The sequence below is a fragment of the Streptomyces sp. BK208 genome, assembly GCF_004364245.1.
Taxonomy (GTDB): domain Bacteria; phylum Actinomycetota; class Actinomycetes; order Streptomycetales; family Streptomycetaceae; genus Streptomyces.
On record NZ_SOAV01000019.1, the window covers coordinates 14,690 to 40,320 of the forward strand.

Annotated in this window: 26 protein-coding genes and 1 tRNA gene; 18 read left to right on the forward strand and 9 right to left on the reverse strand. The window is 71.9% G+C overall.

Annotated elements, in window-relative coordinates; genetic code table 11:
• Positions 1-58: 58 nt before the first annotated feature.
• From EV562_RS33535 to EV562_RS33550, 4 genes are all read left to right on the forward strand, one after another.
• Positions 59-511: a GPW/gp25 family protein gene (locus EV562_RS33535; protein WP_133890646.1), complete on the forward strand. Its 453-nt coding sequence runs from the start codon at positions 59-61 to the stop codon at positions 509-511.
• Positions 511-2,469, forward strand: a complete 1,959-nt coding sequence (locus tag EV562_RS33540; protein WP_133890647.1) for a putative baseplate assembly protein — start codon at positions 511-513, stop codon at positions 2,467-2,469. Before EV562_RS33535 ends, EV562_RS33540 begins: the two co-directional genes overlap by 1 nt.
• Positions 2,470-2,534: 65 nt before the next feature.
• Positions 2,535-3,044 carry a phage tail protein gene (locus EV562_RS33545; protein WP_166662138.1) on the forward strand — a complete coding sequence of 170 codons (510 nt, stop codon included), beginning with the start codon at positions 2,535-2,537 and terminating at the stop codon, positions 3,042-3,044.
• Positions 3,041-4,459: a zinc ribbon domain-containing protein gene (locus tag EV562_RS33550; RefSeq protein WP_133890649.1), complete on the forward strand. Its 1,419-nt coding sequence runs from the start codon at positions 3,041-3,043 to the stop codon at positions 4,457-4,459. The genes EV562_RS33545 and EV562_RS33550 overlap by 4 nt, the downstream gene beginning before the upstream one ends.
• Before the next feature lie 60 nt (positions 4,460-4,519).
• On the opposite strand, the gene EV562_RS33555 is transcribed toward EV562_RS33550, so the two are convergent.
• Positions 4,520-4,596, reverse strand: a tRNA-Thr gene (locus tag EV562_RS33555).
• 170 nt (positions 4,597-4,766) lie between these two features.
• On the opposite strand from EV562_RS33555, the gene EV562_RS33560 reads away from it, so the two are divergent.
• The 4 genes from EV562_RS33560 (at position 4,767) to EV562_RS33575 (ending at position 9,134) form a co-directional block, all read left to right on the forward strand.
• Positions 4,767-6,167, forward strand: coding sequence for an RNA-guided endonuclease TnpB family protein (locus EV562_RS33560; protein ID WP_133890650.1), 1,401 nt, complete (start codon positions 4,767-4,769; stop codon positions 6,165-6,167).
• 329 nt (positions 6,168-6,496) lie between these two features.
• On the forward strand, positions 6,497-7,633 hold the full coding sequence (gene msiK / locus EV562_RS33565) for a diacetylchitobiose ABC transporter ATP-binding protein MsiK (RefSeq protein WP_133890651.1): 1,137 nt from the start codon (positions 6,497-6,499) through the stop codon (positions 7,631-7,633).
• A gap of 252 nt (positions 7,634-7,885) precedes the next feature.
• On the forward strand, positions 7,886-8,353 hold the full coding sequence (locus tag EV562_RS33570; protein WP_243860309.1) for a hypothetical protein: 468 nt from the start codon (positions 7,886-7,888) through the stop codon (positions 8,351-8,353).
• Positions 8,354-8,396: 43 nt separating this feature from the next.
• Positions 8,397-9,134: a nucleotidyltransferase family protein gene (locus tag EV562_RS33575; protein ID WP_133890652.1), complete on the forward strand. Its 738-nt coding sequence runs from the start codon at positions 8,397-8,399 to the stop codon at positions 9,132-9,134.
• Positions 9,135-9,245: 111 nt separating this feature from the next.
• Here the strand turns inward: EV562_RS33575 and EV562_RS33580 are convergent, their stop codons facing one another.
• The 6 genes from EV562_RS33580 to EV562_RS33610 form a co-directional block, all read right to left on the reverse strand.
• Entirely contained in the window at positions 9,246-10,979 is a 1,734-nt protein-coding gene (locus EV562_RS33580; protein WP_166662127.1) for a DoxX family protein, read from the reverse strand.
• A gap of 117 nt (positions 10,980-11,096) precedes the next feature.
• The gene (gene rlmB / locus EV562_RS33585; protein WP_133890653.1) at positions 11,097-12,038 is read right to left on the reverse strand and encodes a 23S rRNA (guanosine(2251)-2'-O)-methyltransferase RlmB; all 942 of its coding nucleotides are present in this window, start codon (positions 12,036-12,038) and stop codon (positions 11,097-11,099) included.
• 155 nt (positions 12,039-12,193) lie between these two features.
• The gene (cysS, locus tag EV562_RS33590; RefSeq protein WP_133890654.1) at positions 12,194-13,594 is read right to left on the reverse strand and encodes a cysteine--tRNA ligase; all 1,401 of its coding nucleotides are present in this window, start codon (positions 13,592-13,594) and stop codon (positions 12,194-12,196) included.
• A 537-nt stretch (positions 13,595-14,131) separates the two neighbouring features.
• Positions 14,132-14,686, reverse strand: coding sequence for a 2-C-methyl-D-erythritol 2,4-cyclodiphosphate synthase (ispF, locus tag EV562_RS33595; RefSeq protein WP_243860312.1), 555 nt, complete (start codon positions 14,684-14,686; stop codon positions 14,132-14,134).
• Complete coding sequence (gene ispD, locus EV562_RS33600; protein ID WP_133890656.1) at positions 14,676-15,488, reverse strand: 2-C-methyl-D-erythritol 4-phosphate cytidylyltransferase; 813 nt, start codon at positions 15,486-15,488, stop codon at positions 14,676-14,678. The genes ispF and ispD overlap by 11 nt, the downstream gene beginning before the upstream one ends.
• A 317-nt stretch (positions 15,489-15,805) precedes the next feature.
• Positions 15,806-16,288 carry a CarD family transcriptional regulator gene (locus EV562_RS33610; RefSeq protein WP_003953493.1) on the reverse strand — a complete coding sequence of 161 codons (483 nt, stop codon included), beginning with the start codon at positions 16,286-16,288 and terminating at the stop codon, positions 15,806-15,808.
• A 654-nt stretch (positions 16,289-16,942) separates the two neighbouring features.
• Here EV562_RS33610 and EV562_RS33620 point away from each other — a divergent pair.
• Complete coding sequence (locus EV562_RS33620) at positions 16,943-17,683, forward strand: DUF461 domain-containing protein (RefSeq protein ID WP_133890657.1); 741 nt, start codon at positions 16,943-16,945, stop codon at positions 17,681-17,683.
• 112 nt (positions 17,684-17,795) lie between these two features.
• On the opposite strand, the gene EV562_RS33625 is transcribed toward EV562_RS33620, so the two are convergent.
• Both EV562_RS33625 and EV562_RS33630 read right to left on the reverse strand, forming a co-directional pair.
• Positions 17,796-18,476, reverse strand: a complete 681-nt coding sequence (locus EV562_RS33625; RefSeq protein WP_133890658.1) for a response regulator transcription factor — start codon at positions 18,474-18,476, stop codon at positions 17,796-17,798.
• The gene (locus EV562_RS33630) at positions 18,473-19,744 is read right to left on the reverse strand and encodes an ATP-binding protein (RefSeq protein ID WP_133890659.1); all 1,272 of its coding nucleotides are present in this window, start codon (positions 19,742-19,744) and stop codon (positions 18,473-18,475) included. Before EV562_RS33630 ends, EV562_RS33625 begins: the two co-directional genes overlap by 4 nt.
• A gap of 214 nt (positions 19,745-19,958) precedes the next feature.
• Between EV562_RS33630 and phoU the strand changes: the two genes are divergently transcribed.
• From phoU to EV562_RS33680, 9 genes are all read left to right on the forward strand, one after another.
• Positions 19,959-20,648, forward strand: coding sequence for a phosphate signaling complex protein PhoU (phoU, locus tag EV562_RS33635; RefSeq protein WP_133890660.1), 690 nt, complete (start codon positions 19,959-19,961; stop codon positions 20,646-20,648).
• A gap of 113 nt (positions 20,649-20,761) precedes the next feature.
• Positions 20,762-20,917 carry a hypothetical protein gene (locus EV562_RS33640; RefSeq protein ID WP_166662128.1) on the forward strand — a complete coding sequence of 52 codons (156 nt, stop codon included), beginning with the start codon at positions 20,762-20,764 and terminating at the stop codon, positions 20,915-20,917.
• 112 nt (positions 20,918-21,029) lie between these two features.
• Complete coding sequence (locus EV562_RS33645; RefSeq protein ID WP_133890734.1) at positions 21,030-21,278, forward strand: SCO4226 family nickel-binding protein; 249 nt, start codon at positions 21,030-21,032, stop codon at positions 21,276-21,278.
• Positions 21,279-21,392: 114 nt separating this feature from the next.
• A complete protein-coding gene (locus EV562_RS33650) occupies positions 21,393-22,262 on the forward strand; it encodes an AraC family transcriptional regulator (protein WP_166662129.1) in 870 nt (289 codons plus the stop codon).
• A gap of 63 nt (positions 22,263-22,325) precedes the next feature.
• Complete coding sequence (locus EV562_RS33655) at positions 22,326-22,724, forward strand: signal peptidase I (RefSeq protein WP_133890662.1); 399 nt, start codon at positions 22,326-22,328, stop codon at positions 22,722-22,724.
• An 87-nt stretch (positions 22,725-22,811) separates the two neighbouring features.
• Complete coding sequence (locus EV562_RS33660) at positions 22,812-23,207, forward strand: VOC family protein (protein ID WP_133890663.1); 396 nt, start codon at positions 22,812-22,814, stop codon at positions 23,205-23,207.
• 603 nt (positions 23,208-23,810) lie between these two features.
• Entirely contained in the window at positions 23,811-24,107 is a 297-nt protein-coding gene (locus EV562_RS33670) for a transcriptional regulator (RefSeq protein WP_133890735.1), read from the forward strand.
• Between the two features lie 50 nt (positions 24,108-24,157).
• Positions 24,158-24,643 (forward strand): hypothetical protein, encoded by a 486-nt coding sequence (locus tag EV562_RS33675; protein WP_133890664.1) that lies wholly within the window; start codon positions 24,158-24,160, stop codon positions 24,641-24,643.
• Between the two features lie 338 nt (positions 24,644-24,981).
• Positions 24,982-25,329 carry a hypothetical protein gene (locus EV562_RS33680; RefSeq protein WP_133890665.1) on the forward strand — a complete coding sequence of 116 codons (348 nt, stop codon included), beginning with the start codon at positions 24,982-24,984 and terminating at the stop codon, positions 25,327-25,329.
• The last annotated feature ends 302 nt before the right edge of the window (positions 25,330-25,631 follow it).

The window sequence follows — 25,631 nt, forward strand, 5'->3', positions numbered from 1 at the left end:
GGCGGCAGCCGCACCGACGCACGGGGCGCGAAGAGAGAAGAAGGCAGGTGGCTCCCTGATGGCCGAACAGTTCGTCGGCTCCGGCTGGTCGTTCCCGTTGCGCATCGGACCCACCGGCGGGATCGCCCTCGTCAGCGGCGAGCAGGAGGTGGAGGAGGCCATGCGGCTCGTCCTCGCCACCGCCCCCGGCGAGCGGCCGATGCGGCCCGAGTTCGGCTGCGCCATCCACGACCTGGTCTTCGCCCCGGTCAACGAGCAGACCGCAGGCCGCATCCAGCACGAGGTGTACGTCAGCCTGGACCGCTGGGAGCCGCGCATCGAGGTCCACGACGTCGAGGTCACCACCGGCGCCGGCCAGAACGTCCTCTACATCGACGTGCGTTACTCGATCCGCGGCACCAACAACCCGCGCAGCCTCGTCTTCCCGTTCTACGTCATCCCGTCCCACGACGAGCCCGACCTCCCCGACGGTCCGGCCGGCCTCCCGGGCTCACCCGAAAGCGACCGCTGATGCCCCTGCCCTCCCCCAACCTCGACGACCGCCGCTTCCAGCAGTTCGTCGACGACGCCAAGCGCTATATCCAGCAGCGCGCCCCGGAGTGGACCGACCACAACGTCTCCGACCCCGGCGTCACCCTCGTCGAGACCGTCGCCCACATGGCCGACCAGATCGTCTACCGCCTCAACCGGGTGCCGGAGAAGAACCACCTAGCCTTCCTCGACCTGGTCGGCATCACGCTCTTCCCGCCGTCCGCCGCCCGCACCGACGTCACCTTCTGGCTGTCCGCCCCGCAGGAGGACGCGATCCTGGTCCCGGTCGGCACCGAGGTCGCCACCCTGCGCACCGAACGGGACGAGGCCGTCGTCTTCAGCACCGTCGGCGACCTGACCGTCGTACCGTGCCAACTGAGCCGCCTGGTGGTGCAGCACAGCGGCGAAGCCGTCACCGACCGGACCACGGACCTCGCCGAGGGCAAGGACCTGATGTGCTTCGCCGAGGCCCCCGCCCCCGGCGACTGCATGCTCATCGGCCTCAGCAACGCCGTCCCGCACTGCGCGCTCGCCCTCGAACTCGACAGCCGCGTCGACGGCGTCGGCGTCGACCCCCGGCAGCCGCCGATGGTGTGGGAGGCCTGGACCGAGGACGGCTGGCAGCCCTGCGAGGTCGACCGGGACGGCACCGGCGGCCTCAACCGCCCCGGCGACGTCGTGCTGCACATACCCGGCGGGCACGTCCTGTCCCGCAACGGCGGCCACGAGGCTGGCTGGATCCGCTGCCGGGTCACCGAGGCCCTGCCCGGCCAGCCCTTCTACACCGCCTCACCGACCATCCGCTCCGCCGAGGCCTACACCATCGGCGGCACCACCGGCACCGTCCACGCCGAGACCGTGCACGACGAGGCCCTCGGCGAGTCCACCGGCCTGCCCGGCCAGCGCCTGAGGCTCCAGCACGCCCCCGTCGTCGCCGACGACCCCTCGGTCCTCCTGCAGACCGCCTACGACGACGGCTGGCAGGACTGGCAGGTCGTCCCCCACTTCGCCGGCTCCCGCCCCGACGACCACCACATCACCCTCGACGCCGCCACCGGCGAGATCTCCTTCGGCCCCGCCGTCCGCGAGGCCGACGGCACCCTGCGCCAGTACGGCACCGTCCCGCCCAAGGGCGCCGTCATCCGCGCCCTGCGCTACCGCACCGGCGGCGGCAGGGCCGGCAACGTCGCCCGGGGCGCCGTCCAGGTCCTGCGCACCTCCATCCCGTACGTCTCCGAGGTCGTCAACCGCGAGGCCGCCCGCGGCGGCGTCGACGGTGAGACCGTCGAGGAGGCCAAACTCCGGGCGCCGATCACCCTGCGCGCCCAGGAACGCGCCGTCACCCTGCGCGACTACGAGGAACTCGCCCGCCGCGCCGCGCCGGAGACCGCCCGCATCACCTGCCTGGAGGGCAAGGAGAACGAATACGGCGCCCACGCCGTCCGCGTCCTCGTCGTCCCCCAGGCCGTGCCCGACCCCGGCGGACGCCTGCGCTTCGAACAGCTCGTCCCCGGCGACGCCCTCCTCCACCGCATCACCCGCCACCTCGACGAACGCCGCCTCATCGGCACCCGCCTGTCCGTCGGCCCGCCCTACTACCAGGGCGTCACCGTCGTCGCCACCATCCACGCCTTCCGCGGCGTCGACGCCGACCGCGTCCGCCGCCAGGCCCACGACGCCCTCTACCGCCACCTCGACCCGCTCACCGGCGGCGCCGACGGCAAGGGCTGGCCCTTCGGACGGCCCGTGCAGACCGGCGAGGTCTTCGCCGTGCTCCAGCGCGTGCCCGGCGTCGAACTCGTCGACGAGGTCGTCCTGCACCCCGCCGACCCGCTCACCGGCAAACGCGGCGACCCCACCGACCGCATCGACCTCGAAGCACCCGCCCTGGTCTTCTCCTACGACCACCGGGTCCGCGTGATCGGGGACGGCGCGTGACGGCCGCCCCCGCCTCCCACCGGGGCTCCGTCGACGGGCTCGGCTCCTCCCTGCCCATCAGCTCGATGCTGCCCGCCGTCTTCGCCGACGACGACCTCGCCCTGCGCTTCGTCGGCGGCCTCGACGACGTCCTCGCGCCCATCCTCAGCGTCCTGGACTGCCTCGACACCTACTTCGACCCCGCCCTCACCCCGGCCGACTTCGCCCAGTGGCTCGGCACCTGGGTGGGTGCCGAGACCGACGGCACCGAACCCGAGGACCGGCTGCGCGCCGCCGTCGCCGCCGCCGCCCGGCTGCACCGCGTACGCGGCACCCGGCAGGGCCTGTCCGAGGCCGTCCGGCTGGCCTTCGGCGTCGAGCCGGAGATCACCGAGAGCGGCGGCGCCGAATGGAACGCCCGGCCCCTCGGACCGTTCCCCGGCCGGCCCCGCCCGTACCTGCACGTCACCCTCCGGCTGCCCGACCCGAAACCGGCCGACACCCATCGCCTGGACGCCCTCGTCGCCGCCGCCCGTCCCGCCCACATGCCCTACACGGTCGAAGTGACCGCCTCCGAAAGGACCCCGGAGAGATGACCACGCAGAACTGCGCCGAGTGCGGAACCCGCGCGGAACCGGGCCAGTCCTTCTGCGACGCGTGCGGCGCCGTACTCAGCTGGGAGCAGACCGGTGCCGCCCGCACCGCGCAGCCCGCGGCCGCCACCACCGACCAGAACCCCGGCTTCGACGCCTTCGCCGGCTCCGGCACGCCCCCCGCCCGCACCGGCCGCACCGCGCCCGCGCCCGCCGCCGAACCGTCGGGCACCCTCGGGGACGACCCGACCCTGCCCCAGCCCCACCGCACCGCGGCCCCGTCGGCCGACCCGCATCCCGGCGGCCCGGCCGGCACCGGCACCCCGCCGGACGCCGCACCGGACGACACCGGCCACGCGGACACCCCGGCCCCGGCCGCCCCACCCGCCACCGCGGCCACCGCGGACACCGCACCCACCGCGGCCGCCCGCACCCGCGACACCGACGAGACCGCCCCCACCGCCCCGGTGCCCCCGGTCACCGCACCCGCCCCGAACGGCCTCAGCGACACCATGTCCGACCGGGCCCGCTCCCTCCTCGTCCCCGTCGCCGAACCCGGGGCCCCCGCACCGGCCGCACCCCCCGCCGTCGCCCCCGTCCTGCCCGGCCGCCCCGACGCCGACCGGCCACAGGTCCGCGCCCCCGGCCACCAGCCGGACATCGCCAACGGCCCGCCGTGCCCCTGGTGCTCCACCCCCAACCGCCCCGACCGCCACTACTGCGCCCGCTGCGCCATGCCCCTGGTCGCGAGCGGCGACCAGGCCACCGTGCGCGCCCCCTGGTGGCGCCGGCTCTTCGGCGGACGCCGCCGCGAGACACCGTGGGCCGGCGACCGGCCGCGCCTGCGCCGCGTCTTCGACCGCATCGGCACCTGGATCACCGTCGCCGTCGTCGCCGTCCTCGCGGTCCTCGGCTTCATGTACATCCCCGACGGCATCGACAACACCCGCGACCACTTCGCCAAGCGCGCGCCCGTCTCCCCCGACGGCATCAAGGCCTCGCACTCCTTCCCCGGCCACAAGCCCGAGCTCCTCATCGACAAGCTCAGCAACACCTGGTGGGGTCCCGGCATCTCGCAGTCCGGCCAGGGCGAGTGGGTCGAGGCCACCTTCACCGAACCGACCCGCCTGCTGGACGTGATCATCACCCCCGGCGTCTCCTCCCGCGCCAACAAACTGCAGGAGTCCGCCCTCCCCCACCGCATCAAGGCGACGATCACCATGAAGGACGGGTCGGTCAAGACCCGCGACCTCACCCTCGACCAGGGCGCGGGCGGCCAGCGACGCCCGTTCCGCGTCGGCGAGGTCACCAAGGTCCGCTTCACCATCGAATCCGCCCACGCGGCCTCCGCCGACAAGCAGGTGGCCATCTCCGAGATCGAGTTCTTCGGCCCCTCCAGCGCCAACCGCTCCTCCTGACCCACCCACACGCCGACGCCCCCGCGATCCAGAGATCGCGGGGGCGTCGTCCTGCCGTGCTGGAGCCCCCTGTCGGATTCGAACCGACGACCTGCTCATTACAAGTGAGCTGCTCTGGCCATCTGAGCTAAGGAGGCACAGCGCGCGGTGCCGCGCGCGAGGCTGCTCCACTGTACACAGCCCCATATCCCCAAGCCACGGACTTCCCTGCCACCCTCGAATTCTCAATCGACCGTAACCACCCGTGCACCTGTTCGTTGATCGATCTGACGTGCTGTTCAGATCGGCTCGTGCGGGAAGGAGATCCATGGGAGGGACGGCGGAGAAGCCGAAAGCGGTACGAGGCGAGGAAGCCGCGCGTATCAAGCGCGAGGCTCTCGGCATCGGCGACCGCCGCAAGCACCGCACCCGCAAGGCGACCGCGCCGAAGAGCCACGCCAAGGAAGCGGACACTCACCACCGCTTCTACCGCTTCCGCTTCTATCCGACCGGGGAGCAGGCGGGGCAGTTGCAGCGGACGTTCGGGGCGTGCCGGTGGGTCTACAACGAAGGGCTGGCTTTGCGTTCGGAAGCTTGGGAACGACACCGGGTGAGGGTGGGTTTCGCAGAGACATGCCGGGCGCTGACGGGCTGGAAGCGACGGGCGGATACGACTTGGCTGGCGGAGGTGTCGTCGACCGTGCTGCAGCAGGCTCTGCGCCATCTCGACCAGGCGTTCGGCCGCTTCTTCCAGGGTGGGACGGAGCATCCACAGCGGAAGAGGAAGGGGCGCTCGGGGGACACGGCGACGTATGTGCGGACGGGGTTCAGATGGGCCGAGGATCCGGAGGCGCCGGGTACGGGGCGGATCACGCTCGCGAAGCAGTCCAGGGCATTGGACATCCGGTGGTCCCGGGCCCTGCCCGCCGGCGTGACCCCGGTGCGGTTGTCGGTGACTCGGGATCGGGCCGGGCGGTATTTCGTGTCCGTGCTGGTGGAGGAACGCATCGCGCCGCTTCCGGCCGCCCTAGTGCCCGGTTCGCGCGAGCCGAGGGCGGTGGGTGTCGATGTCGGCCTGGCCTCGCTCGTCACGCTGGACGACGGGACGAAGGCTGATCACCCGAGGTTGCTGAAGCGGTATGCGCAAAGGTTGACCCGGTTGCAGCGGGAGCTGCACAGGAAGGTGAAAGGGTCGGGCAACCGGAACCGGGTGAGGCAGAAGATCGCCCGCCTGTACGCGCTCATCACGGACGCGCGCCAAGACATGCTGAGCCGACTGACGACCCGCCTCGTGCGCGAGAACCAAGTGCTCGTAGTGGAAGATCTGTCGGTGGTGACGCTCTTGCGTGCGGCCCGGGGTACGGGCAGGGGACGGAAGGCACGACTGAATCAGGCGATCACCGATGCCTCGTGGGGCGAGTTGCTGAGGCAGTTGCGTTACAAGTGCGAGTGGTACGGACGGACACTGGTGATCGTCGACCGCTTCTTCCCTTCGACCCGCCGCTGCTCGGCATGTCATTACAGGGGACCGAAGCTGGACGTCTCGGTCCGGGAGTGGACGTGCGCCGAGTGCGGCGTGCTCCACGACCGGGACGTGAATGCCGCCGTGAACCTGCGGGACGAGGGGATGCGCCTGTACTGGCTGGTGGAGTCGAGGCTGCCCCCGGGCAGGAAGACGGCGGCAGTGATCAGGGCCTCTGAGTCGGAGGAGTGCTCCCTGCTCGTGTAGCAGCCGCTGACGCGGTACGGACCGACGGGCCGTCGGCCGGAATGCCTGTGGAGCCCGTGTAAGACCGGTCGGGCGCAGTTCGTGAGGGCTGTGTTCGGCTGGCACCGGGCGATGAAGCAGGAAGCCTCGCGGCAGGGTCAAAAGTGCGTCGCTCTGCCTCAGAGCCCTCTCTCGAAAATTTCAGCGAAGTTCACAGTCCTCCAGCTACTGACAGATCAGGTGAACGCCGGGTACCGTCCTGCTCAGCTTCACCCGTGTGGACTACACCACCACCTTCCTACAACGGATCGTCCGGCACGTTCCTGCCGGTAGAAGGGGGCCCTTTCACCATGGCCACAGTTACGTTCGACAAGGCGACCCGTGTGTACCCGGGTTCCACCAAGCCCGCCGTCGACGGTCTCGACATCGACATCGCGGACGGTGAGTTCCTCGTCCTGGTCGGCCCGTCCGGTTGTGGCAAGTCCACCTCGCTGCGGATGCTCGCGGGGCTCGAGGACGTGAACGGCGGTGCCATCCGCATCGGTGACCGCGACGTGACGCACCTGCCGCCGAAGGACCGGGACATCGCCATGGTGTTCCAGAACTACGCGCTGTACCCGCACATGTCCGTCGCCGACAACATGGGCTTCGCGCTCAAGATCGCCGGCGTCAACAAGGCGGAGATCCGGCAGAAGGTCGAGGAGGCCGCGAAGATCCTCGACCTCACCGAGTACCTGGACCGCAAGCCGAAGGCGCTCTCCGGCGGTCAGCGCCAGCGTGTGGCGATGGGCCGCGCGATCGTGCGTGAGCCGCAGGTGTTCCTCATGGACGAGCCGCTGTCCAACCTGGACGCCAAGCTCCGCGTCTCCACCCGTACGCAGATCGCCTCGCTCCAGCGCCGTCTGGGCATCACGACCGTCTACGTCACCCACGACCAGGTCGAGGCCATGACGATGGGCGACCGGGTGGCGGTCCTCAAGGACGGTCTGCTCCAGCAGGTCGACACCCCGCGGAACATGTACGACAGGCCCGCGAACCTCTTCGTCGCCGGCTTCATCGGCTCCCCGGCCATGAACCTGGTCGAGGTCCCGATCACCGACGGCGGCGTGAAGTTCGGCAACAGCGTCGTCCCGGTCAACCGCGACGCCCTGAAGGCCGCCGCGGACAAGGGCGACCGCACGGTCACCGTCGGTGTCCGCCCGGAGCACTTCGACGTGGTGGAGCTGGACGGCGGCGTGTCGAAGACCCTGACGAAGGACTCGGCGGACGCCCCGGCCGGTCTCGCGGTCTCGGTGAACGTCGTCGAGGAGACCGGCGCCGACGGCTACATCTACGGCACGGTCGACGTCGGCGGCGAGACGAAGGACCTCGTGGTCCGCGTCAGCAGCCGCGCGGTGCCGGAGAAGGGCGCGACCGTCCACGTGGTGCCGCGTCCGGGCGAGACGCACGTGTTCTCGTCCTCCACGGGCGAGCGTCTCACCGACTGACGGCGTCCGGGCGGGAGAATCCCCTGGGAAACCTCCCGTTGAGAAACCACGCGACCGGGTGATTCCGCCCGCGTTGACGAAAAGAGCCCCGCGGCCTGCTGCGGGGCTCTTTTCGTTGTCGACAATTACCCCGGCACAACGGACGTTTCGACCGGTGTTCGTCAACCCCCTATCCCGTTCTCGCCCGCTCTTCATCCCCCGATAGGGTGACTAAATGTCGCCAAATCATTACCGGGCGCTACCCTCACTCGCGTGAAGCACTCCGTGAAGCACTCCACCACCCGACAGACGCGACGCGGCCGGGGCCCCGCCCGCCGGATCGGCCGCTCTCTCGCCTTCGTCCTGCCCGTCGTCCTGGTGCTCTCCGGGACTCTCGCGGTCACCCGCGTCGACTGGTCCGGGGATCCCTCGGACTCGGTGCTCGCCGCGTCGGAGGCCTCGTCCTCCAAGGCGTCCTCCGCCCGCGTCGCCCGCGCCCCGCACGAGGTGCTGCGCGACCGGCTGCTGACCGAGCTGCAGGAGGAGGACCCGGGCGTCGCGCTCACCCACCTCCAGCAGGCGGTGAACGAGCGCCCGTCGCTGGCCGACCACTGCGCGACCATCGCCCGCGCCCTCGGCCGCGCCGCGGTGAAGGTGTACGGCCCGACGCGCGCCCAGTCGTACGCCCGCCCCGTCTGCGACACCGCCTTCGCCTCGGGCGTCCTGGCCGCGCACAGCTGAGCACCCTTCGGGGGCGGGCCCGGGCGCCGCGTACAGTTCGGGCATGACCGATCCGAGCGCCGCGTCCCGCCGCCCCGTGCAAGCCGTCGTCCTGGCCGGCGGACAGGGTTCCCGGCTGCGCCCCTACACCGACGACCGGCCGAAGCCGATGGTCGAGATCCCGGGCACCGGGACTCCGATCATCGGCCATCAGCTCGCCTGGCTCGCCGAGGAGGGCGTCACCGACGTCGTGGTCTCCTGCGGTCATCTGGCCGGGGTGCTGCAGAAGTGGCTGGAGAGCGCCGACCTGCCGCTCTCCGTCACCACCGTCGTCGAGACCGAGCCGCTGGGCCGCGGCGGCGGCCTCAGGTACGCCGCCGCCCACCTCCCGCACCCGGACCGGGCCTGGTACGCGACCAACGGCGACATCTGGACCCGTTTCTCGCTGCGCGACATGGCCGACTTCCACGCCGAGCGGGACGCCGTCGCGACCCTCGCCCTGGCCCGTCCGCGGCTGCCGTGGGGCGCCGTGCAGACGGACGGCTTCGGCCACATCACCGACTTCATCGAGGCGCCGCCGTCGACGGTCGAGATCAACGCGGGCGTGTACGTCTTCTCGCCGGAGTTCGCCGCGATGCTCCCGGAACGCGGTGACCACGAGCGCACCACCTTCCCGAGGCTGGCCCGTGAGCGTCGGCTGGCCGGTTTCCCGATCCCGCAGGGGTCCTACTGGCGGGCGATCGACACCGCGAAGGACCTGACGGAGGCGGCCAGGGAACTGGCGGCCCTGAGCGGCCGCTGAGCGCCCCGCAGCCGGGCGGTACGACGACGGAGCAGGGCCCCGCACGCGTGGTGCGGGGCCCCTGCTGTGTGCCCTGGCCGCGAGGGGCGGCGAGCGCGGGGACGGCGGGCGTCAGCCCAGGAGGCCGCCCACCAGACGACCGCCGGGCTCCCCGGTGGTCGACGAGCCGCCGCCGTCACCGCTCCCGGTGCCGGAGCCGCCGGAGCCGCCGGTGGAGCCGCCGCCGCCGGACGAGGTGCCGCCCGAGGTCGGTCCCGCCGTGGTGCTCGGCGCCTGGCCGGCCGGGGCGGAGTGGCGGGGCGGGGCCTGGCCCGTGGTGCCCTGGGTCTGGCTGGGCATGCCGCCGCCGGTGGCAGTGCCGCTGCTGTCGCGGGTCGCTCCCGGCGCGGTCGCGTCGTCCTCGGCGGGGGCGGACGCGCCGCTGGTGGCGCCCTGGGTGGGCGAGGCGGAGGCCTCCGGGGAGGAGGTCTTCGTCTTGCGGGCGCCGGGCTCCTGCGGGAGCGGCGAGCCGGGCAGTTCGTTGCGCGGGGCCTCGCCGGGCCCGGGGACGACCACGCGGTCGGCGTCCCGCACGGCACCGCCGAGGACGGAGCCGACGAGGAGGGTGACCCCGGCGACCAGGAAGGTGATGACGGCGCCGCGGCGCAGGACGTAGCGGCGCAGGTCCCAGATGTCGGAGCGGGGACCGAGCCGGCGCCAGGCGCTGCCCGCGAGCCTGCCGTCCACGGAGTAGACGGGGGCCCCGGCGATGATCAGCGGGGACCAGGCGGCGAGGTAGATGATGTCGGGTGCGTCGTAGACCGGGACGCTCTTCCAGCTGACGGTGACGAGCAGCGCGGCGGACAGGGCGGCGCCGATGACGGCGGCCACGCGCTGCCAGCAGCCGAGGACGGTGAGGACGCCCACGAGCACCTGGAGGAAGGCGATGACCAGCCCGGCGCCCACGGGGTGGCCGAGGGCGAACTGGCGCAGCGGTTCGGCGACGTCCCAGGGATGCAGGGTGTTGAGCCACTTCACCATGGAGCCGCGTTCGCCGCCGTCGAAGTAGACGGGGTCGCAGAGCTTGCCCATGCCGGCGTAGATGGAGATGAAGCCGAGGAAGACCCGCAGCGGCAGCAGGACGACGCCCAGGTTCATGCGGCGGCCGGGGAAGTAGGCGTGCCGGGCCGGGTCGTCGGTGCGGCGCCTGCTGCGGGGCCCGCCCTGCTCCGTGTCCTCGAGACCGTCGGGGTCGTGGCCGTCGGTGCGGTAGCCGTCGGCGGACGCGAAGTCGTCGCCGTAGGCGGCGCCGTCGTAGGGAGGCCCGTCGTAGGCGGGCTCGTCGTAGGCGCTGCCGACGGTGCGCATGGCGGGCAGCAGCCGGGTGCCGTCGGGCACGGGGCCGCGCTGGGCGCCGACGAGGGGCGTTTCGAGCGTCTGGGTGGCGGGACCGTCGTCGTAGCCGAGGGGGCCGCCGTCGAGGCCCACCCGGGGGATGACCTGAGTCGCCCCGGCGTCGGCGACCGGCTCGTCGGCGTGGTGGCCGGCCCCCGCCCGCACCGCCTGGAGCAGCCGGTGCGCGCCGGTGTCGTCCGGGTCGGAGCGTCCGCTCCACACGACGGCACGGCGGCGGCCCGGGGCGGCGGGCATGCGGGCGGTGTCCTGGGTGGCGCTCAGGTGCCGCGCGATCCGCGGGGACTGGGTCCGCCGCGCGGAGGCACCGAACTGCACGCGGAAACTCGCGTGGTTGACGATGACCTGGGCCGGATCGCTCGGCACCTTCACCATGCTCAGCGCGGGAACGTCGTCGTATCCCGACGAGCGGTCCCCCGTGGGTGTGCGGGGTGTTCTGGTGTCCACACTCATCTAACCGAGTGATGTGTCGTTAGGACACTGCCTTGACCGCCCCGATCTGTCCGGACCGCGTCAAGCATGTCCGGACAGCCTCGAACACCCCGTTCGAGCTATACGCCGAACACGCGTTCAGGGACGCCGACGCGCCGCCTCGTACAGCACGATCCCCGCCGCCACACCGGCGTTGAGCGACTCGGCGCCACCCGGCATCGGGATCCGCACCCGGAAGTCGCAGGTCTCGCCGACGAGCCGGGACAGGCCCTTGCCCTCGCTGCCGACCACGACGACGACGGGGCCGCCCAGGGCCTCCAGGTCGCCGAGTTCGGCCTCGCCGTCGGCGGCGAGGCCGACGACCGTGATGCCGGCCTTCTGGTACGACTCCAGCGCCCGCGTGAGGTTGGTGGCACGGGCCACCGGCGTACGGGCGGCGGTACCGGCGGACGACTTCCACGCGCCCGCCGTCATGCCGGCCGCGCGCCGCTCGGGCACGACGACGCCGTGGCCGCCGAAGGCGGAGACGGAGCGGACGACGGCACCGAGGTTGCGCGGGTCGGTCACGCCGTCGAGGGCGACGATCAGCGGGTCCACGCCCTCGTCGTGGGCGGCGGCGACCAGGTCCTCGGGGTGGGCGTACTCGTACGGCGGCACCTGGAGCACGAGCCCCTGGTGGTTGAGCCCGTTGGTCATCCGGTCCAGCTCGGGACGCGGCGCCTCCATGAGGTTGATGCCACCGCGTTCGGCGGCGAGCTGCAACGCCTCGCGCACCCGCTCGTCGTTGTCGATGAACTGCTGGACGTAGAGCGTCGAGGCGGGCACGCCGTCGCGCAGCGCCTCGTAGACCGGGTTGCGGCCGACGACCAGCTCGGACGTGGAGCGGCCGCCGCCGCGCCGCTGCTGCGGGCGGCCCGTGGCGCGGCGCGCCTTGGCGTTGGCGGCGCGCTGCTTGGCGTGCCCCTTGCGCATCTCGGCGGGAGGCGTGGGCCCCTTGCCTTCCAGGCCCCGGCGTCGCTGGCCGCCACTGCCGACCTGCGCGCCCTTCTTGCCGGACATGCGGCGGTTGTTCGCGGCCATGAGTACCTGTCTCCGCTCTTCGCGTCTTCGGGGTGGTGCTTGCGTCTTCTGCGGTGTTGTTCGTCTTGTGCGGTGTTCGTGTCTTATGCAGTGTGCCGCCCGGAGGGCCGGGCGGCACAATCGATCTACGGTCCGGCTCGCGCCGGGCGGCCGGGTCAGCGGGAGCCGAGGCTCCAGCGGGGCCCCTGCGGGCTGTCCTCGATGACCAGTCCGGACTGCCCGAGCTGGTCGCGGATGGCGTCCGCGGTCGGCCAGTCCTTGCGTGCCCGGGCGGCCTCGCGCTGGTCGAGCACGAGCCGTACGAGGCTGTCGACGACGTGCCGCAGGTCCTCGCCCTGCTCCTGCTCGCCGGCCCACCGCGTGTCCAGCGGGTCCAGGCCGAGGACGCCGAGCATGGCGCGGAGCTCGGCGAGGCGGGCGACGGCGGCGTCCTTGTCGTCGGCGGCCAGCGCGCTGTTGCCCTGCCGGACGGTGGTGTGCACGATCGCCAGCGCCTGCGGGACGCCCAGGTCGTCGTCCATCGCCTCGGCGAAGGCGGGCGGCACCTCGGCTGCGGGCTCCACGACGTGGCCGGCCAGCTCGGTGACGCGCTGCACGAAGCCCTCGATCCGCCCGTACGCCGACTCGGCCTCGCGCAGGGACTCCTCGCTGTACTCGATGGTGGAGCGGTAGTGCGGCGTGCCCAGGTAGTACCGGAGCACGACCGGCCGCCACTTCTTCACCATCTCGCTCACGAGCACGCTGTTGCCGAGCGACTTGGACATCTTCTCGCCGCTCATGGTGACCCAGGCGTTGTGCACCCAGTAGCGGGCGAAGGCGTCGCCGAAGCCCTTGGCCTGCGCGATCTCGTTCTCGTGGTGCGGGAAGATCAGGTCGATCCCGCCCCCGTGGATGTCGAACTCCTCGCCCAGGTACTTGTGCGCCATGGCGGAGCACTCCAGGTGCCAGCCGGGCCGCCCCCGGCCCCACGGCGTCTCCCAGCTGGGCTCCCCGGGCTTGGCCGCCTTCCACATGGCGAAGTCGCGCGGGTCCCGCTTGCCGGTCTCGCCCTCCCCGGCGGGCTGGCGCAGCTCGTCGAGGTCCTGGTTGGACAGGGACAGGTAGCCCGGCAGGGACCGTACGTCGAAGTAGACGTTGCCCTCGGCCTCGTAGGCGTGCCCGCGCTCGATGAGGCCGCGCATCATCTCGACCATCTCGGTGATGTGCCCGGTGGCGCGGGGCTCGTACGTCGGCGGCAGGCAGCCGAGGGCGTCGTAGGCGTCGTTGAACGCCCGCTCGTTCTCGTAACCGATGGACCACCAGGGGCGGTTCTGCTCGGCCGCCTTCCAGATGATCTTGTCGTCGATGTCGGTGACGTTGCGGACGAACGTGACGTCGTAGCCGCGGTAGGCGAACCAGCGGCGCATGATGTCGAAGTTCAGCCCCGACCGGATGTGCCCGATGTGCGGGGCGGCCTGCACGGTGGCGCCACACAGGTAGATCGAGACGCAGCCCGGCGTGAGGGGGGCGAAGTCACGGATCTGCCGGGCGCTGGTGTCGTACAGGCGAATAGTCACGCGTCCAGGGTAGTAGGCGCCGGGCAGTGCCAAGGGCACACATCCCGCGTTGTTGCCGGACCGAGTCGCAACACGGGACGGCCTTCCCCCGAGCCACGCCACCGCCCCCGCCTCCTCGCCCGCGCGAGCCGCGACGCCGAGGGGGCGCCCTCCTGTCCCCGCAAGCCGCAACGCACACGCGTGACCACTCGTCGCCCGACCCACGCCACCGCCCCGCCCCCTCGCCCACGCCAGCCGCGACGCCGCTGGGCCACCTCTTGTCCCCGCGAGCCGCGACACGCACGCGTGACCGCTCGTCGCCCGAGCCGCGACGCCGAGGGGGCGACCTCTTGTCCCCGCGAGCCGGGCGGCGGGTGGGTACAGGCGGGGTCCAGGGGCGGAGCCCCTGGCGGGGCGCGGGGCGGAGCCCCGCACGGCTGGGCCACCCGGGGCACCGTCAAGCACCGGGCACCGGGCACCGGGCACCGGGCACCGGCACCGGCACCGGCACCGGCAAGGCACCCTCAGCGCATCCGCAGCAAGGCACCGCGCCCGGCGCTAAGACACCCGTACGACCAACGCCGTGGCCACCGCCATCAGCCCTTCCCCCCGCCCGGGGAACCCCAGCCCGTCCGTCGTCGCCCCCGACACGGACACCGGTGCCCCCACCGCCGCGGAGAGGATCTCCTGCGCCTCGTCCCGCCGCTTGCCGATCTTCGGCCGCGCCCCGACCACCTGGACCGCGACGTTCCCGATCCGGAACCCCGCCGCCCGCACGATCCGCGCCGCCTCGGTCAGCAGCGTCACCCCGGACGCCCCGGACCACTCCGGCCGCCCGGTGCCGAAGTGCTGCCCGAGGTCCCCGACCCCCGCCGCGGAGAACAGCGCGTTGCACGCCGCGTGCGCGACGACGTCCGCGTCGGAGTGCCCGGCGAGCCCGGGCCCCTCGCCCTCCCACTTCAGCCCGGCGCACCACAGCTCACGCCCGTCCTCGAAGGCGTGGATGTCCGTCCCGATCCCGACCTGCGGCAGCACGGTCCCGTCCGCCCCGGAACCCGCGGACCCGCCCGAAGCCTCAGACCTCACAGAGCCCTCAGAACCCTCAGAACCCATCGTTCAGCCTCCTGCGCGCCAGTACGGCCTCCGCCAGCACCAGGTCCAGCGGGCGCGTCACCTTGAACGCCTCCTCGTGCCCCGGCACCACCACCACCGCGAGCCCGAGCCCCTCCACCATGCTCGCGTCGTCGGTGACGTCGTCGGTCACCGTCTCGTGGGCCCGCTCCAGCGTGGCGCGGTCGAAGCCCTGCGGGGTCTGCACCGCGCGCAGCCGCGCCCGCTCCGGCGTCGCCACCACCGGCTCCGGCCCGCCCGGCACCGCGGCGGGCTCGACCTGCTTGACGGTGTCGGCGAGCGGCACCGCCGGCACCACGGCGGGCGCGCCCTCGCGTACGGCCTCGATCACGGCGTCCACCGTGTCCACCGGCACCAGCGGCCGGGCCGCGTCGTGCACGAGGACGATGTCGTACTCGGACGGCAGCGCGTCCAGGCCGAGCCGTACGGACTCCTGCCGGGTCTCGCCGCCGGGCACCACGAGGAAGTCCGTCCGGTCGGGCAGGGCGTGCACGTCGAGGAGGTTCTTGACCTCGGCCGCGCCGTCGGGCGGGGCGACGACCACGACGAGGGAGACGCCGCGGGAGGCGGCCATCGCCCTGACCGCGTGGATGAGCATGGGCGTGCCGCCCAGTGCGCGCAGGGCCTTGGGCGCGCCCGGACCGAGCCGTACGCCCCGGCCGGCGGCGGGGATCACCGCGGCGGTCCTGGCCCGCGTACGGTCCGCGGCGGGCGCCCCGGCAGCGGTCTCGGCCGGTGCCTCGGCAGTGGTGTCGGTGGGCGAGGGACGCGATTCGTCAGACATCGGTTCCTGTCAGGTTTGTGTGCTCGACCTAGTTGGGTATGGCCTCACCGTGCCGGGCGCGATGCCTTGACCGGACCCTTCCGTGACCCTGGTCGAGCCAGCAGCCCGGGCCCGGCACGCCAGGACCCGGGGAGAGCCTTCCCGGGATGAGCGTACGAGGATCATGGGCATCCGGACGTCCGGATGCCGCGGACCGGATCCGGGTACGAACATGCCGCAGCGCCCGGCGACAGCAAGGATGTCATCGGGCACCGCGGCATTTCAGTGCGCTGAACCGAGTGGCTGACGGTCTGCGCCTCGCCTCGGATCCAGTCGGATCAGGAGGCGAGCACCTCGTCGAGCAGGGCCTCCGCCTTGTCCTCGTTGGTGTTCTCCGCGAGAGCCAGCTCGCTCACCAGGATCTGGCGGGCCTTGGCGAGCATGCGCTTCTCACCTGCGGAGAGTCCGCGCTCGCGCTCGCGGCGCCACAGGTCGCGTACGACTTCCGCGACCTTGATGACGTCGCCGGAGGCGAGCTTCTCCAGGTTTGCCTTGTAACGACGCGACCAGTTCGTGGGCTCTTCGGCGTACGGCGCGCGCAGTACCTCGAAGACCCGGTCCAGCCCGTCCTGACCGACCACATCACGTACGCCGACGAACTCCGCATTGTCCGCTGGCACACGTACCGTCAGGTCGCCCTGGGCGACCTTCAGCACCAAGTAGGTCTTGTCCACGCCTTTGATCTGGCGAGTTTCGATAGCCTCGATCAGCGCGGCCCCGTGATGGGGATAGACCACGGTGTCGCCAACCTTGAACGTCATGTGACAGGTACCCCTTCCGTGGCTATCCAGAGTAACACGGAAACGGCGTCTTCTGAATGGCGTTTTCGCAGGTCAGGGCATATCTCGGGGCTTGACAACAGCAACAGGAACGTGCTGCGGCGGGCGAGCGGAAGAAAGTATTCGCAGGTCGGAGCCGCTCTTCAGGCCGGGCGAAACACGCGCGTCACACACAACCGGAGCCCCCGACACCCGCCTGAAGATCCCGATATGTCCGGTTCCGCGTGTGCGACTCCCGCTACTCCGTTCGGTGGCCGTGGCGGGGTTCCGGTCGAATCCGGAATTGATCACGAGGGGCGCCGCCCGACCCGCCGGTGATCAATTCCGCGGCCGTCCGCGCATTCCTTCACGAAGATTTCGCGTGCCGATCCACAACCGGTATGGCGGAGGCTTCATAGCTGAATGTCGGACGAGTACACGCCGCAAAACGAGCCCCGGCGGGGCGGCGCACCGCACCGCGACCGCCCCCGTGGCGGGTCCGCGCCCTACCGCCTGCCGGGCGAAGCCGGGCCTCTTCGGGGAGGGTCGGGTGCGGCGGCCCGAGAACGGCTCGGTAGCCTAAGGCCGCTGACAGCCACTTAGGGCGGCTTTATCCGTTGCCGCCACCCCGCTCGAGTCCAAGGAGTTGCCGCCGCCGTGAGCAGCAGCCTTCGACGCGGTGCCCTCGCCGCCGCCGCCATCGCGTTCTCGATCGCCTCGCTCGCCGCGTGCGGTGCCGGTCACAACGCCCAGACGCTGGAGATCAAGCCGGACCACGCCGCGACGAGCGTCGGCGACATCGAGGTCCAGAACGCCGTCGTCATCACGCAGCCGGATCTGGAGTCGACCGGCCCGGCCGTGGTCGCCGTCACCCTCTTCAACAACGGGACGACGCCGCAGACCCTCGATTCCGTCACCGTCCCGGGCACCGGCAAGTCCGCCGAGCTCAAGCCCGCCAAGGGCGAGAAGGGCGACCTGACCGTCCCGGCCGGCGGCCGGCTGATCCTCGGCGGCAAGGACAACGCCGCCGCCGTCCTCCCGAGCAGCCGCGAGGCGCTCCAGGACGGCAACGCGCAGAAGATCACCTTCACCTTCAGCAAGACCGGCGACGTGAGCCTGCGCGCGCTCGTCGTTCCCGCCGAGAGCTACTTCACCGACTGGGGCCCCAGCGACGTCCCGGCGGCTCCGGGCGCGTCGGCAAAGCCCTCCGGGGAAGCCTCCGCGCAGACCTCGGGCGAGCCGTCCGACGGCGCGTCCTCGGGCGCTCCGGCCGGCGAGGAGTCCTCGGGCGGCCCGTCGGCCGGCGCGACGGCCTCCGGCGAGGCGGACGAGGCCGGCAGCGGCTCGGACGACGCCGGCTCCCAGGAGACCGGCACGGGCACCGAAGCCGGCCACTGAGCACCGTACGCACCTGCGCGTACGCGCACACGCCGAAGGGCGGGCCTCTCCGTGAGGCCCGCCCTTCGGCGTGTCCGGTCGGGCGCCCCCACGCCCGCGCCGGCGGGCCGGTCTACGGCTCGAACTTGTAGCCCAGCCCGCGCACCGTCACCAGGTAGCGCGGCGCCCCCGGGTCGGGCTCGATCTTGGCGCGCAGCCGCTTGACGTGGACGTCGAGGGTCTTGGTGTCGCCGACGTAGTCCGCGCCCCACACCCGGTCGATCAGCTGCATGCGGGTCAGCACGCGGCCCGCGTTGCGCAGCAGCATCTCCAGCAGGTCGAACTCCTTGAGCGGCAGGTCGACCTTGGTGCCGCCGACCGTCACCACGTGCCGGTCCACGTCCATGCGGACGGGCCCCGCCTCCAGGGCGGCCGGGGTGACCTCCTCCGGCTCGCCGCGCCGGCGCAGTACGGCGCGGATGCGGGCGACCAGCTCGCGGGAGGAGAAGGGCTTGGTGACGTAGTCGTCGGCCCCTATCTCCAGTCCGACGACCTTGTCGATCTCGCTGTCCTTGGCGGTCACCATGATCACGGGAACGTTCGAGCGGCCGCGCAGCTGGCGGCAGACCTCGGTGCCCGGCAGGCCGGGCAGCATCAGGTCGAGGAGCACGAGGTCGGCGCCGTTGCGCTCGAACTCGTCGAGTCCGTCGGGGCCGGTGGTCGCGATGGCGACCTCGAAGCCCTCCTTGCGGAGCATGTACGACAGGGCGTCGGAGAAGGACTCCTCGTCCTCGACGACGAGCACACGGGTCACGGAAGGACCTCCGGGGCGGGAAACGTTTCGTACGCGGATGTATGGGGGGATGAGGACGACCGCTCGGTCTCGTCGCTGAGTCCGGCGCGGTCGGACCGCTGCTGGGCGCGGTCGCGGGCGAGGCCCGCCTCCGGCAGTCGCAGGGTGAAGGTGGAGCCCTGGCCTTCGGCGCTCCACACCGTGACCTCCCCGCCGTGCGAGGCGACCACGTGCTTGACGATCGCGAGACCCAGTCCGGTTCCTCCGGTGGCCCGGGAGCGGGCCGGGTCGACGCGGTAGAAGCGCTCGAAGACGCGCTCCTTGTCCTTCTCGGAGATACCGATGCCCTGGTCGGTGACGGCGATCTCGATCAGGTCGCCGCCGGGCGCGGCGATGCGGCGGGCCGCTATGCCGACCCGGGTGCGGGCGGGCGAGTAGTTGACGGCGTTCTCGACGAGGTTGCCGAGGGCGGCGGCGAGCTGGCCGCGGTTGCCGCGCACGTGCAGATCCGCCGTACCTCCGGCGGCCATGGTGATCTGCTTCGTGCCGGCGGCGTGCCGGCAGCGGTCGATGGCCTCGGCGACCAGCTCGTCCACCCGGACGGGCTCGGCGTCGTCGAGGGGGTCGTCGTTCTGGACCCGGGAGAGGTCGATGAGCTCCTGTACGAGGTTGGTGAGCCGGGTCGCCTCGATCTGCATCCGCCCGGCGAACCGCTCCACGGCCTCGGGGTCGTCCGCGGCGTCCATGACGGCCTCGGAGAGCAGGGAGAGGGCCCCCACCGGTGTCTTCAGCTCGTGGCTCACGTTGGCGACGAAGTCGCGCCGTACGGCCTCGATGCGGCGGGCCTCGGTGAGGTCCTCGACCAGCAGCAGCACCAGCCGCGACCCGAGGGGCGCGACGCGCGCGGAGACGGCGAGCGCCTCCCCGCGTCCCGTCCCGCGCCTGGGCAGGTCCAGCTCGACCTGCCGTATCTCCCCGTCCCGCCGGGTGTCCCGGGCCATCTGCAGCATCGGCTCGACGGCGAGCTTGCCGCCCCGGACCAGGCCGAGGGCGTACGCCGCCGAGCTGGCCTTGACCACCGCGTCGGCCTCGTCGAGGACGACCGCGGACGACCTGAGCACCGAGAGGACGGTGTCCACGCCGGGCGGGAGCACCGGGTCGGTGTGCAGGGAGGTGCGGGTGGGGCGCTTCTGGTCGCGCTCGCTCCAGCGGAACGCCAGCACGGCGATGACGCCGGTGAGTACTCCGGCGATCGCTGCCACTGCGGCGACCGCCGCGTTCACGTCCATGTCTCCAGGTTAGGCATGGTGAACCGTCCCGCCCCAGCCATCGGGGTGCGACCTCGAACACTCGTCGCCCAGAGTTCACCTTGGAGCCAGTGACGGTTCATTTGGGGTGCCGGAAACGGACGCGTACGGGCCGGACCGTGTAAGCGTGGGGGCACGGCGAGGGCGTGAGGCCGGTCCTCGAACCCCCGAACTGGACGTACGAGAGGGAATCCTGATGCGGGACGCGTACCACGAGGAACTTGATTCGATCGGTGACGGTCTGGTGGAGATGGCCCGGCTGGTCGGGTCGGCCATCGGACGCGCCACGACCGCGATCCTCGACTCCGACCTGAAGCTGGCGGAGGCCGTCATCGAGGCGGACCAGAGGGTCGACACCCTCCAGCACGAGCTGGAGGCCCGGGCGATAACCCTGCTGGCCCGGCAGCAGCCGGTCGCGACGGACCTGCGCATCGTCGTGACCTCGCTGCGGATGTCGGCCGACCTTGAGCGCTCGGGCGACCTGGCCCAGCACGTGGCCAAGCTGGCCCGGCTGCGCTACCCGGAGCGTGCGGTGCCGCACGACCTGCACGCGACCATCCTGGAGATGGGCCAGCTCGCGCAGCGCCTGATGGCGAAGGCCGCCGAGGTGATCATCACCAAGGACGTCGACCTGGCCCTCCAGCTGGAGCAGGACGACGACGCGATGGACCTCCTGCACCGCGCCCTCTTCCAGCACCTGATGGACGACCGCTGGAAGCACGGCATCGAGACGGCGGTCGACGTGACCCTGCTGGGCCGGTACTACGAGCGCTACGCCGACCACGCCGTCGCGGTCGCCAAGCGCGTGGTCTACCTGGTCACCGGTGAGCACGCGGACGACCTCCAGTCGGACTTCCAGCCCGTGACGCAGGCCGAGGGCGCCTGAGTCCCCGCGCGTGCGGGGGCGGGCCGGGGGCGCACGTTCACTCCAGTGCGCCGTTGATGCGACGGCCGGCGGGGGCGTGCAATGGACCCAGGCACCCGCTTCCAGGAGGAACCATGGCCGATTCCCCCCGCACGAAGCCCGACCCCGCACAGGAACGCCCCACCGAGCAGCCCCCCGAGATCCGCAGCCTGCCACTGATCGCCGCGTGCGGCTGCGGCTCGGGCTGCGGCTGCGGCTGTCAGTCGGGCAATCCCTGCCAGTGCGGCTGACGCGGTAGCGGCGGGCAGCGGGCCGGTGGAGAGCGGTGGGACGGCCGGGTTCGCCCCGGCCGTCCCACAGGCGCACCCTGGAAGGAGAGAGCAGAAGGGGGTGCGACGCACCATGGCTCACTTCATGGACGTACACCGCGGAATGCACGGCATCACAGCGGACCAGCTGCACCGGGCCCACCAGGCCGATCTCGCCGTGGAGAAGGACGAGGACGTCCACTTCCGGCAGGCGTGGGCGGACCCGGACTCCGGCACGATCTACTGCCTCTCCGAAGGCCCGTCGGCCGAGGCGGTCCAGCGCGTTCACGAACGCACCGGCCACAAGGCGGACGAGATCCACGAGGTCCCGCTGTCCGTGTAGCCCGCCCGGGCCGCAGTGCGCGTGGCCGGCACACGGTCACCGACCGGACCGGACCGCGGTGATCGGGCGCCGCCGGGGCGCTCCCTGACACGGTGGATGCCGAAGGGAGGCCCCATGATCACCGCGTTGAACGACCTGGTCGACCTGGTCGAGGACCACCTCGGCGAGGAGCCGGACGTACCCGCCCTGGCCGCGAAGCTCGGCACCACCGAGTACCACCTGCGCCGGATGTTCTCGTCGCTGGCGGGCATGCCGCTGTCGGAGTACGTGCGCCGGCGCCGCATGACGGTCGCCGCCGCCGACGTCGTACGGGGCGAGGACGACCTGCTGGGCATCGCCGTCCGGTACGGATACGGCTCCACGGAGGCGTTCGGACGCGCGTTCCGGTCGGTCCACGGCTCCGCCCCGCGCGACGTACGCCGTGACGGGGGTCCCCTTCGGACACAACCGCAGCTCAGGTTCCGCCTGACCGTCGAAGGGCACACCCGCATGGACACCCGCTTCACCGACCGCCCCGCGTTCCGCCTGATCGGACACGCGACCCGCGTCCCCCTCATCCACGAGGGCGTCAACCCGCACATCCGGCAGCACATCGCCGCCCTCCCCCAGGAGGCCCACGCCCGCCTGAAGGCCCTCGGCGACACGGAGCCGGCGGGTCTGCTCCAGGTCAGCGACGACGTGGCCCAGGACAGCGCGGAGGGCACCGAACTGACCTACCTGCACGGCGTGGCCGTCTCCGCCGGCGCCCCGGCCCCCGACGACCTCGACGCCATCGAGGTCCCGGCCGGCACGTGGGCGGTCTTCCGCAGCGCGGGCGCCTACCCGGACGCCCTCCAGACCACCTGGGCGGCCACCGCGGCCGAGTGGTTCCCCTCCAACCCCTGGCGGCTGCGCCCCGGCCCGTCGATCGTCACCGTCCTGGACCGGTCGGACGACTTCACGACGGCGACGACCGAACTGTGGCTGCCGGTGGAACCGGCCTGAGGTCAGGGCCCGAGTGCCGTACGGCGGCGGGTCCCGCGGCTCCGGAAGCTAGCATCCGGAGCCATGAACGACAGCGTGTACGTCGGCAACGCGGGCAAGGACGCGGCACTGGACCGGGGGTGGCTGCTGGGGCACTTCAAGGACGCCTCCGACCCCCGGCACAGTGAGGACGTCGAGATCAAGTGGGGCGTCCACCCGAAGGGCGACGAGCGCGCCCACTGGGTCCACGGCGAGGAACGCACCGCCTTGCAGGTCCTCATCAGCGGCCGCTTCCGGGTGGAACTGCCGGGCCGCAGCGTGGTCCTGGCCGAACAGGGCGACTACGTCGTGTGGGGCAGGGGCGTCGACCACTCCTGGTACGCCGAGGAGGAGTCCGTCGTCCTCACGGTGCGGTGGCCGTCCGTGCCCGGGTACGCGGTCGCCGGCCAGGACGACGGCGCTCCGCGGGCCACCGGCACCTGAGCTGTGGTGCCCGCAACGGCACCTGAGCTGTGGTGTCCGTGTCCGGCCCCCTAGGCTGAGCACCCGTCCACACAGCATGGGGGAGAAATGACCAGCAGATTCACGGAGTTGTCCGTCGACTGCCACGATCCGGAGCTGCTCGCGGCCTTCTGGTGCGCGGTTCTCGACTTCGAGGTGATCGACCGGGGCGAGGACAAGGTCGAGATCGGCTCCTGGGAGCCGACCGCGGAGGAGGTCCGGGCCCGCCAGATGCCGCCCACGCTCGTCTTCATCCAGGTGCCCGAGGGCAAGTCCGCGAAGAACCGGCTCCACCTGGACGTCAGCCCCATCGACGGCAGCACCGACGACGAGGTGACCAGACTCCTCGGCCTCGGCGCCACCAAGGTGGACGTGGGCCAGGGCTCCGGCCGGAGCTGGGTGGTCATGGCCGACCCCGAGGGCAACGAGTTCTGCGTCCTGCGCACCCTGGCCCCGTCCGACTGACCGCTCCCCGACACCGGCGGCGGACCCGTCACTTGCCGCCCCGGAAACCCGATACTTTCCACGCCGGAAACAGACTGCTGCTGTTTCCGGCATGGAAAGCAACGGGGTATCCCTCACGCCGGAGCAGGCCCGCGCCGCCCTCGCCGACACCGACCGAGTCCGGATCTCGGCCACGGCACTGACGGCCACGCCGTGGCCGACCTGGTTCTTCCTCACCCTGACGCTCTACACCCGGCACTTCCGGTCATCCTCGGCGGCATCATGGCCGACCGCGACCGGCTGCTGCCGCGCCCCGCCTGGATGGCCACCCTGCTGGCGATCACCGCGCTCTACGCGGCGCTCTTCTCCGTCGCGGCGAAGGCGTGGCGCGAGCGGACCGGCGTGGCCCTGCGCACGGACGTCCTGCCGAAGCGGGCGACACCTGCCGCTCATGATCGGCCTCCCCCTGCTGCTGGCCGGCGGCCCGTACGCCTTCCGCACCACGGGGCAGCCTGCGTGGCTGATCGCGGCCTCCCTGATCGGCGCGGCCGTGTCCGTCGGCTTCCACCTCACCTTCGTACGCCTGCACCGGAGGACCGCGCGAGCGCCGGGAGCGGCGACCCGCTGGAGGGCTTCGACACCACCATCCACGCCCCGCACCGCCTGCGTATCTGCGCCCTGCTGGAGGCGGCGGGCGAGGCGGAGTTCGGCCTGGTCCAGAAGAACCTCGCCCTCTCCGCCTCCGCGCTGAGCAAACACGTCACGGTCCTGATGGACGCCGGCTACGTCGACCAACGCAAGGCCGTCCGCGACACGCGCCAACGCGTGTGGCTCCGGCTGACGCGGCAGGGCCGGGCGGCGTACCAGGGGCACCTGGCGGCACTACGCGCGATCGTGGAGCCGTCGGATCCGGCGCCCTGATCCGGCTTTCTGATCCGGCGGCTGTCGGTGCCGCGTGACACCGTGCCGCCATGACCACATCGACAGAGCTGACCCTCTTCGCCGACTACTTCCAGATACACGTCTGCGACGCGGATGCGGACGGTGACCTCAGCGATGCCTGGACGGGCCAGGCCGTCGCCGATCACCTGGCGGTCGCGCAGGACGCGCTGGGCATCGGCACGGTGGTCAACGTCGACGTGTCCGTCACGGTCGTCCTCCTGCCTCAGGAACCGGAGGACGACAGCTCGGAGTTCGACCACGTCGTCGAGGCCGGCCTGGAGGTGTCGTCGGGTCGCCTGATGGTTCTGGGCTGCACGGACTACGGCCCGGGCGCAGCCACGTTCGAGGTCCCGCCCGGCTTGAACCGCGTCCGCGTCTCCCGGAGCAACCTGACCCGGGCAGCTCAGGCCGACGTCGATTCAGCGGCGAGTCCCGAAACCATGGAGAAGATCCGCATCCAGGTATGGGCGGCCCCGGACTCCCCGCCCGCGGTCATCAAACGGTGGGCTTTCTGACCTTCCCACAAGGGGCAGTCGGTGCCGACCGTCGGCGCGACGACATCTCCGCCACCGAGGCGCGGGGTTGCCCCCACCATCGGTCACGGCAACGTTCTACGGCCGCCATCCCCGGGCCCGTTGTCAGTGCCGACCTCTACGCTCCCAAGTGCGCGGTCGGCTTCCGGGGGTTCCAGCTCTGTAAGGAATGGTTGCATCCCCGGCCTGTACGGGGGCGGCCCGGAGCATCGTCCGGGACCTAACCGACGGTCGGGCTACGTCGATGGCCAGCAGATGACCTGCCAGAGCCGACCGTGCACGGGGGCCGCGGACACCGAGACGGTGATTACGGTCGGCCCATGCAGTGGCTCACCTTGATCAGCACCGTAGTCGGCGCCGCCATCGCCACGGGCTCCGCCATGCTGTTGGACCGTCAACGGGGGAAGCGGGAGCGCCTGGACCGCGAGGCGCAAGCGCGGCGCATTCTGTACGGGGACTACCTGGCCACCCTCTCCGAGGCACGGCACGCCTGCGGCAACATGCCCCGAGATCCCGACATCGCCCCCTCGACGCCCCGCACCACGGCTCGCGAGGCGTTCGGGCCGTGCATCGGCCTGAGGTGCCAGATGACCATCAGCGGGCCCGATCGCGTCGGGAAGCCTCGGAGGTCACGTTCCGCAGCCTGCGTGACCTCCGCGACCGCGTGATGGATGGAGTCCTGGTCACCGACCAGGCCTATCTCCAGGCGCGCCGAACCTACGACGACGCCCTTGCCGCACTTCGGGCACGCATGCGAAAGGACTTACGCATCAGCGGAGACCGCACTGCGCCCTGAGGGAGCCCTCGTCCGCGTCGGCACATTGCGGGAACACGTAGCGGGCTCGGCGAAGCGCCCAACCCGCTGAGCAGCGAACAGCGCCCTCGACGGAGAACGGGGGCTGTACACAGGAGGCTACTTCTTCTTGCCCTGGGTCTTGCCGGGGATCTTGGTGGCCTGCGTTTTCGCTGC

Bases quoted from the DNA above. Each gene is read 5' to 3' on its own strand.
- rlmB (WP_133890653.1), bottom strand. From the start codon at position 12,038: ATGGCCGCGAACAACCGCCGCATGTCCGGCAAGAAGGGCGCGCAGGTC.
- EV562_RS33535 (WP_133890646.1), top strand. From the start codon at position 59: ATGGCCGAACAGTTCGTCGGCTCCGGCTGGTCGTTCCCGTTGCGCATC.
- phoU (WP_133890660.1), top strand. From the start codon at position 19,959: ATGCGGGACGCGTACCACGAGGAACTTGATTCGATCGGTGACGGTCTG.
- EV562_RS33545 (WP_166662138.1), top strand. From the start codon at position 2,535: ATGCTGCCCGCCGTCTTCGCCGACGACGACCTCGCCCTGCGCTTCGTC.
- EV562_RS33675 (WP_133890664.1), top strand. From the start codon at position 24,158: ATGACCACATCGACAGAGCTGACCCTCTTCGCCGACTACTTCCAGATA.
- EV562_RS33680 (WP_133890665.1), top strand. From the start codon at position 24,982: ATGCAGTGGCTCACCTTGATCAGCACCGTAGTCGGCGCCGCCATCGCC.
- EV562_RS33575 (WP_133890652.1), top strand. From the start codon at position 8,397: ATGACCGATCCGAGCGCCGCGTCCCGCCGCCCCGTGCAAGCCGTCGTC.
- msiK (WP_133890651.1), top strand. From the start codon at position 6,497: ATGGCCACAGTTACGTTCGACAAGGCGACCCGTGTGTACCCGGGTTCC.
- EV562_RS33550 (WP_133890649.1), top strand. From the start codon at position 3,041: ATGACCACGCAGAACTGCGCCGAGTGCGGAACCCGCGCGGAACCGGGC.
- ispF (WP_243860312.1), bottom strand. From the start codon at position 14,686: ATGGGTTCTGAGGGTTCTGAGGGCTCTGTGAGGTCTGAGGCTTCGGGC.
- EV562_RS33650 (WP_166662129.1), top strand. From the start codon at position 21,393: ATGATCACCGCGTTGAACGACCTGGTCGACCTGGTCGAGGACCACCTC.
- EV562_RS33655 (WP_133890662.1), top strand. From the start codon at position 22,326: ATGAACGACAGCGTGTACGTCGGCAACGCGGGCAAGGACGCGGCACTG.
- EV562_RS33540 (WP_133890647.1), top strand. From the start codon at position 511: ATGCCCCTGCCCTCCCCCAACCTCGACGACCGCCGCTTCCAGCAGTTC.
- EV562_RS33660 (WP_133890663.1), top strand. From the start codon at position 22,812: ATGACCAGCAGATTCACGGAGTTGTCCGTCGACTGCCACGATCCGGAG.
- EV562_RS33560 (WP_133890650.1), top strand. From the start codon at position 4,767: ATGGGAGGGACGGCGGAGAAGCCGAAAGCGGTACGAGGCGAGGAAGCC.
- ispD (WP_133890656.1), bottom strand. From the start codon at position 15,488: ATGTCTGACGAATCGCGTCCCTCGCCCACCGACACCACTGCCGAGGCA.
- EV562_RS33645 (WP_133890734.1), top strand. From the start codon at position 21,030: ATGGCTCACTTCATGGACGTACACCGCGGAATGCACGGCATCACAGCG.
- EV562_RS33630 (WP_133890659.1), bottom strand. From the start codon at position 19,744: ATGGACGTGAACGCGGCGGTCGCCGCAGTGGCAGCGATCGCCGGAGTA.
- EV562_RS33640 (WP_166662128.1), top strand. From the start codon at position 20,762: ATGGCCGATTCCCCCCGCACGAAGCCCGACCCCGCACAGGAACGCCCC.
- EV562_RS33580 (WP_166662127.1), bottom strand. From the start codon at position 10,979: ATGAGTGTGGACACCAGAACACCCCGCACACCCACGGGGGACCGCTCG.
- EV562_RS33610 (WP_003953493.1), bottom strand. From the start codon at position 16,288: ATGACGTTCAAGGTTGGCGACACCGTGGTCTATCCCCATCACGGGGCC.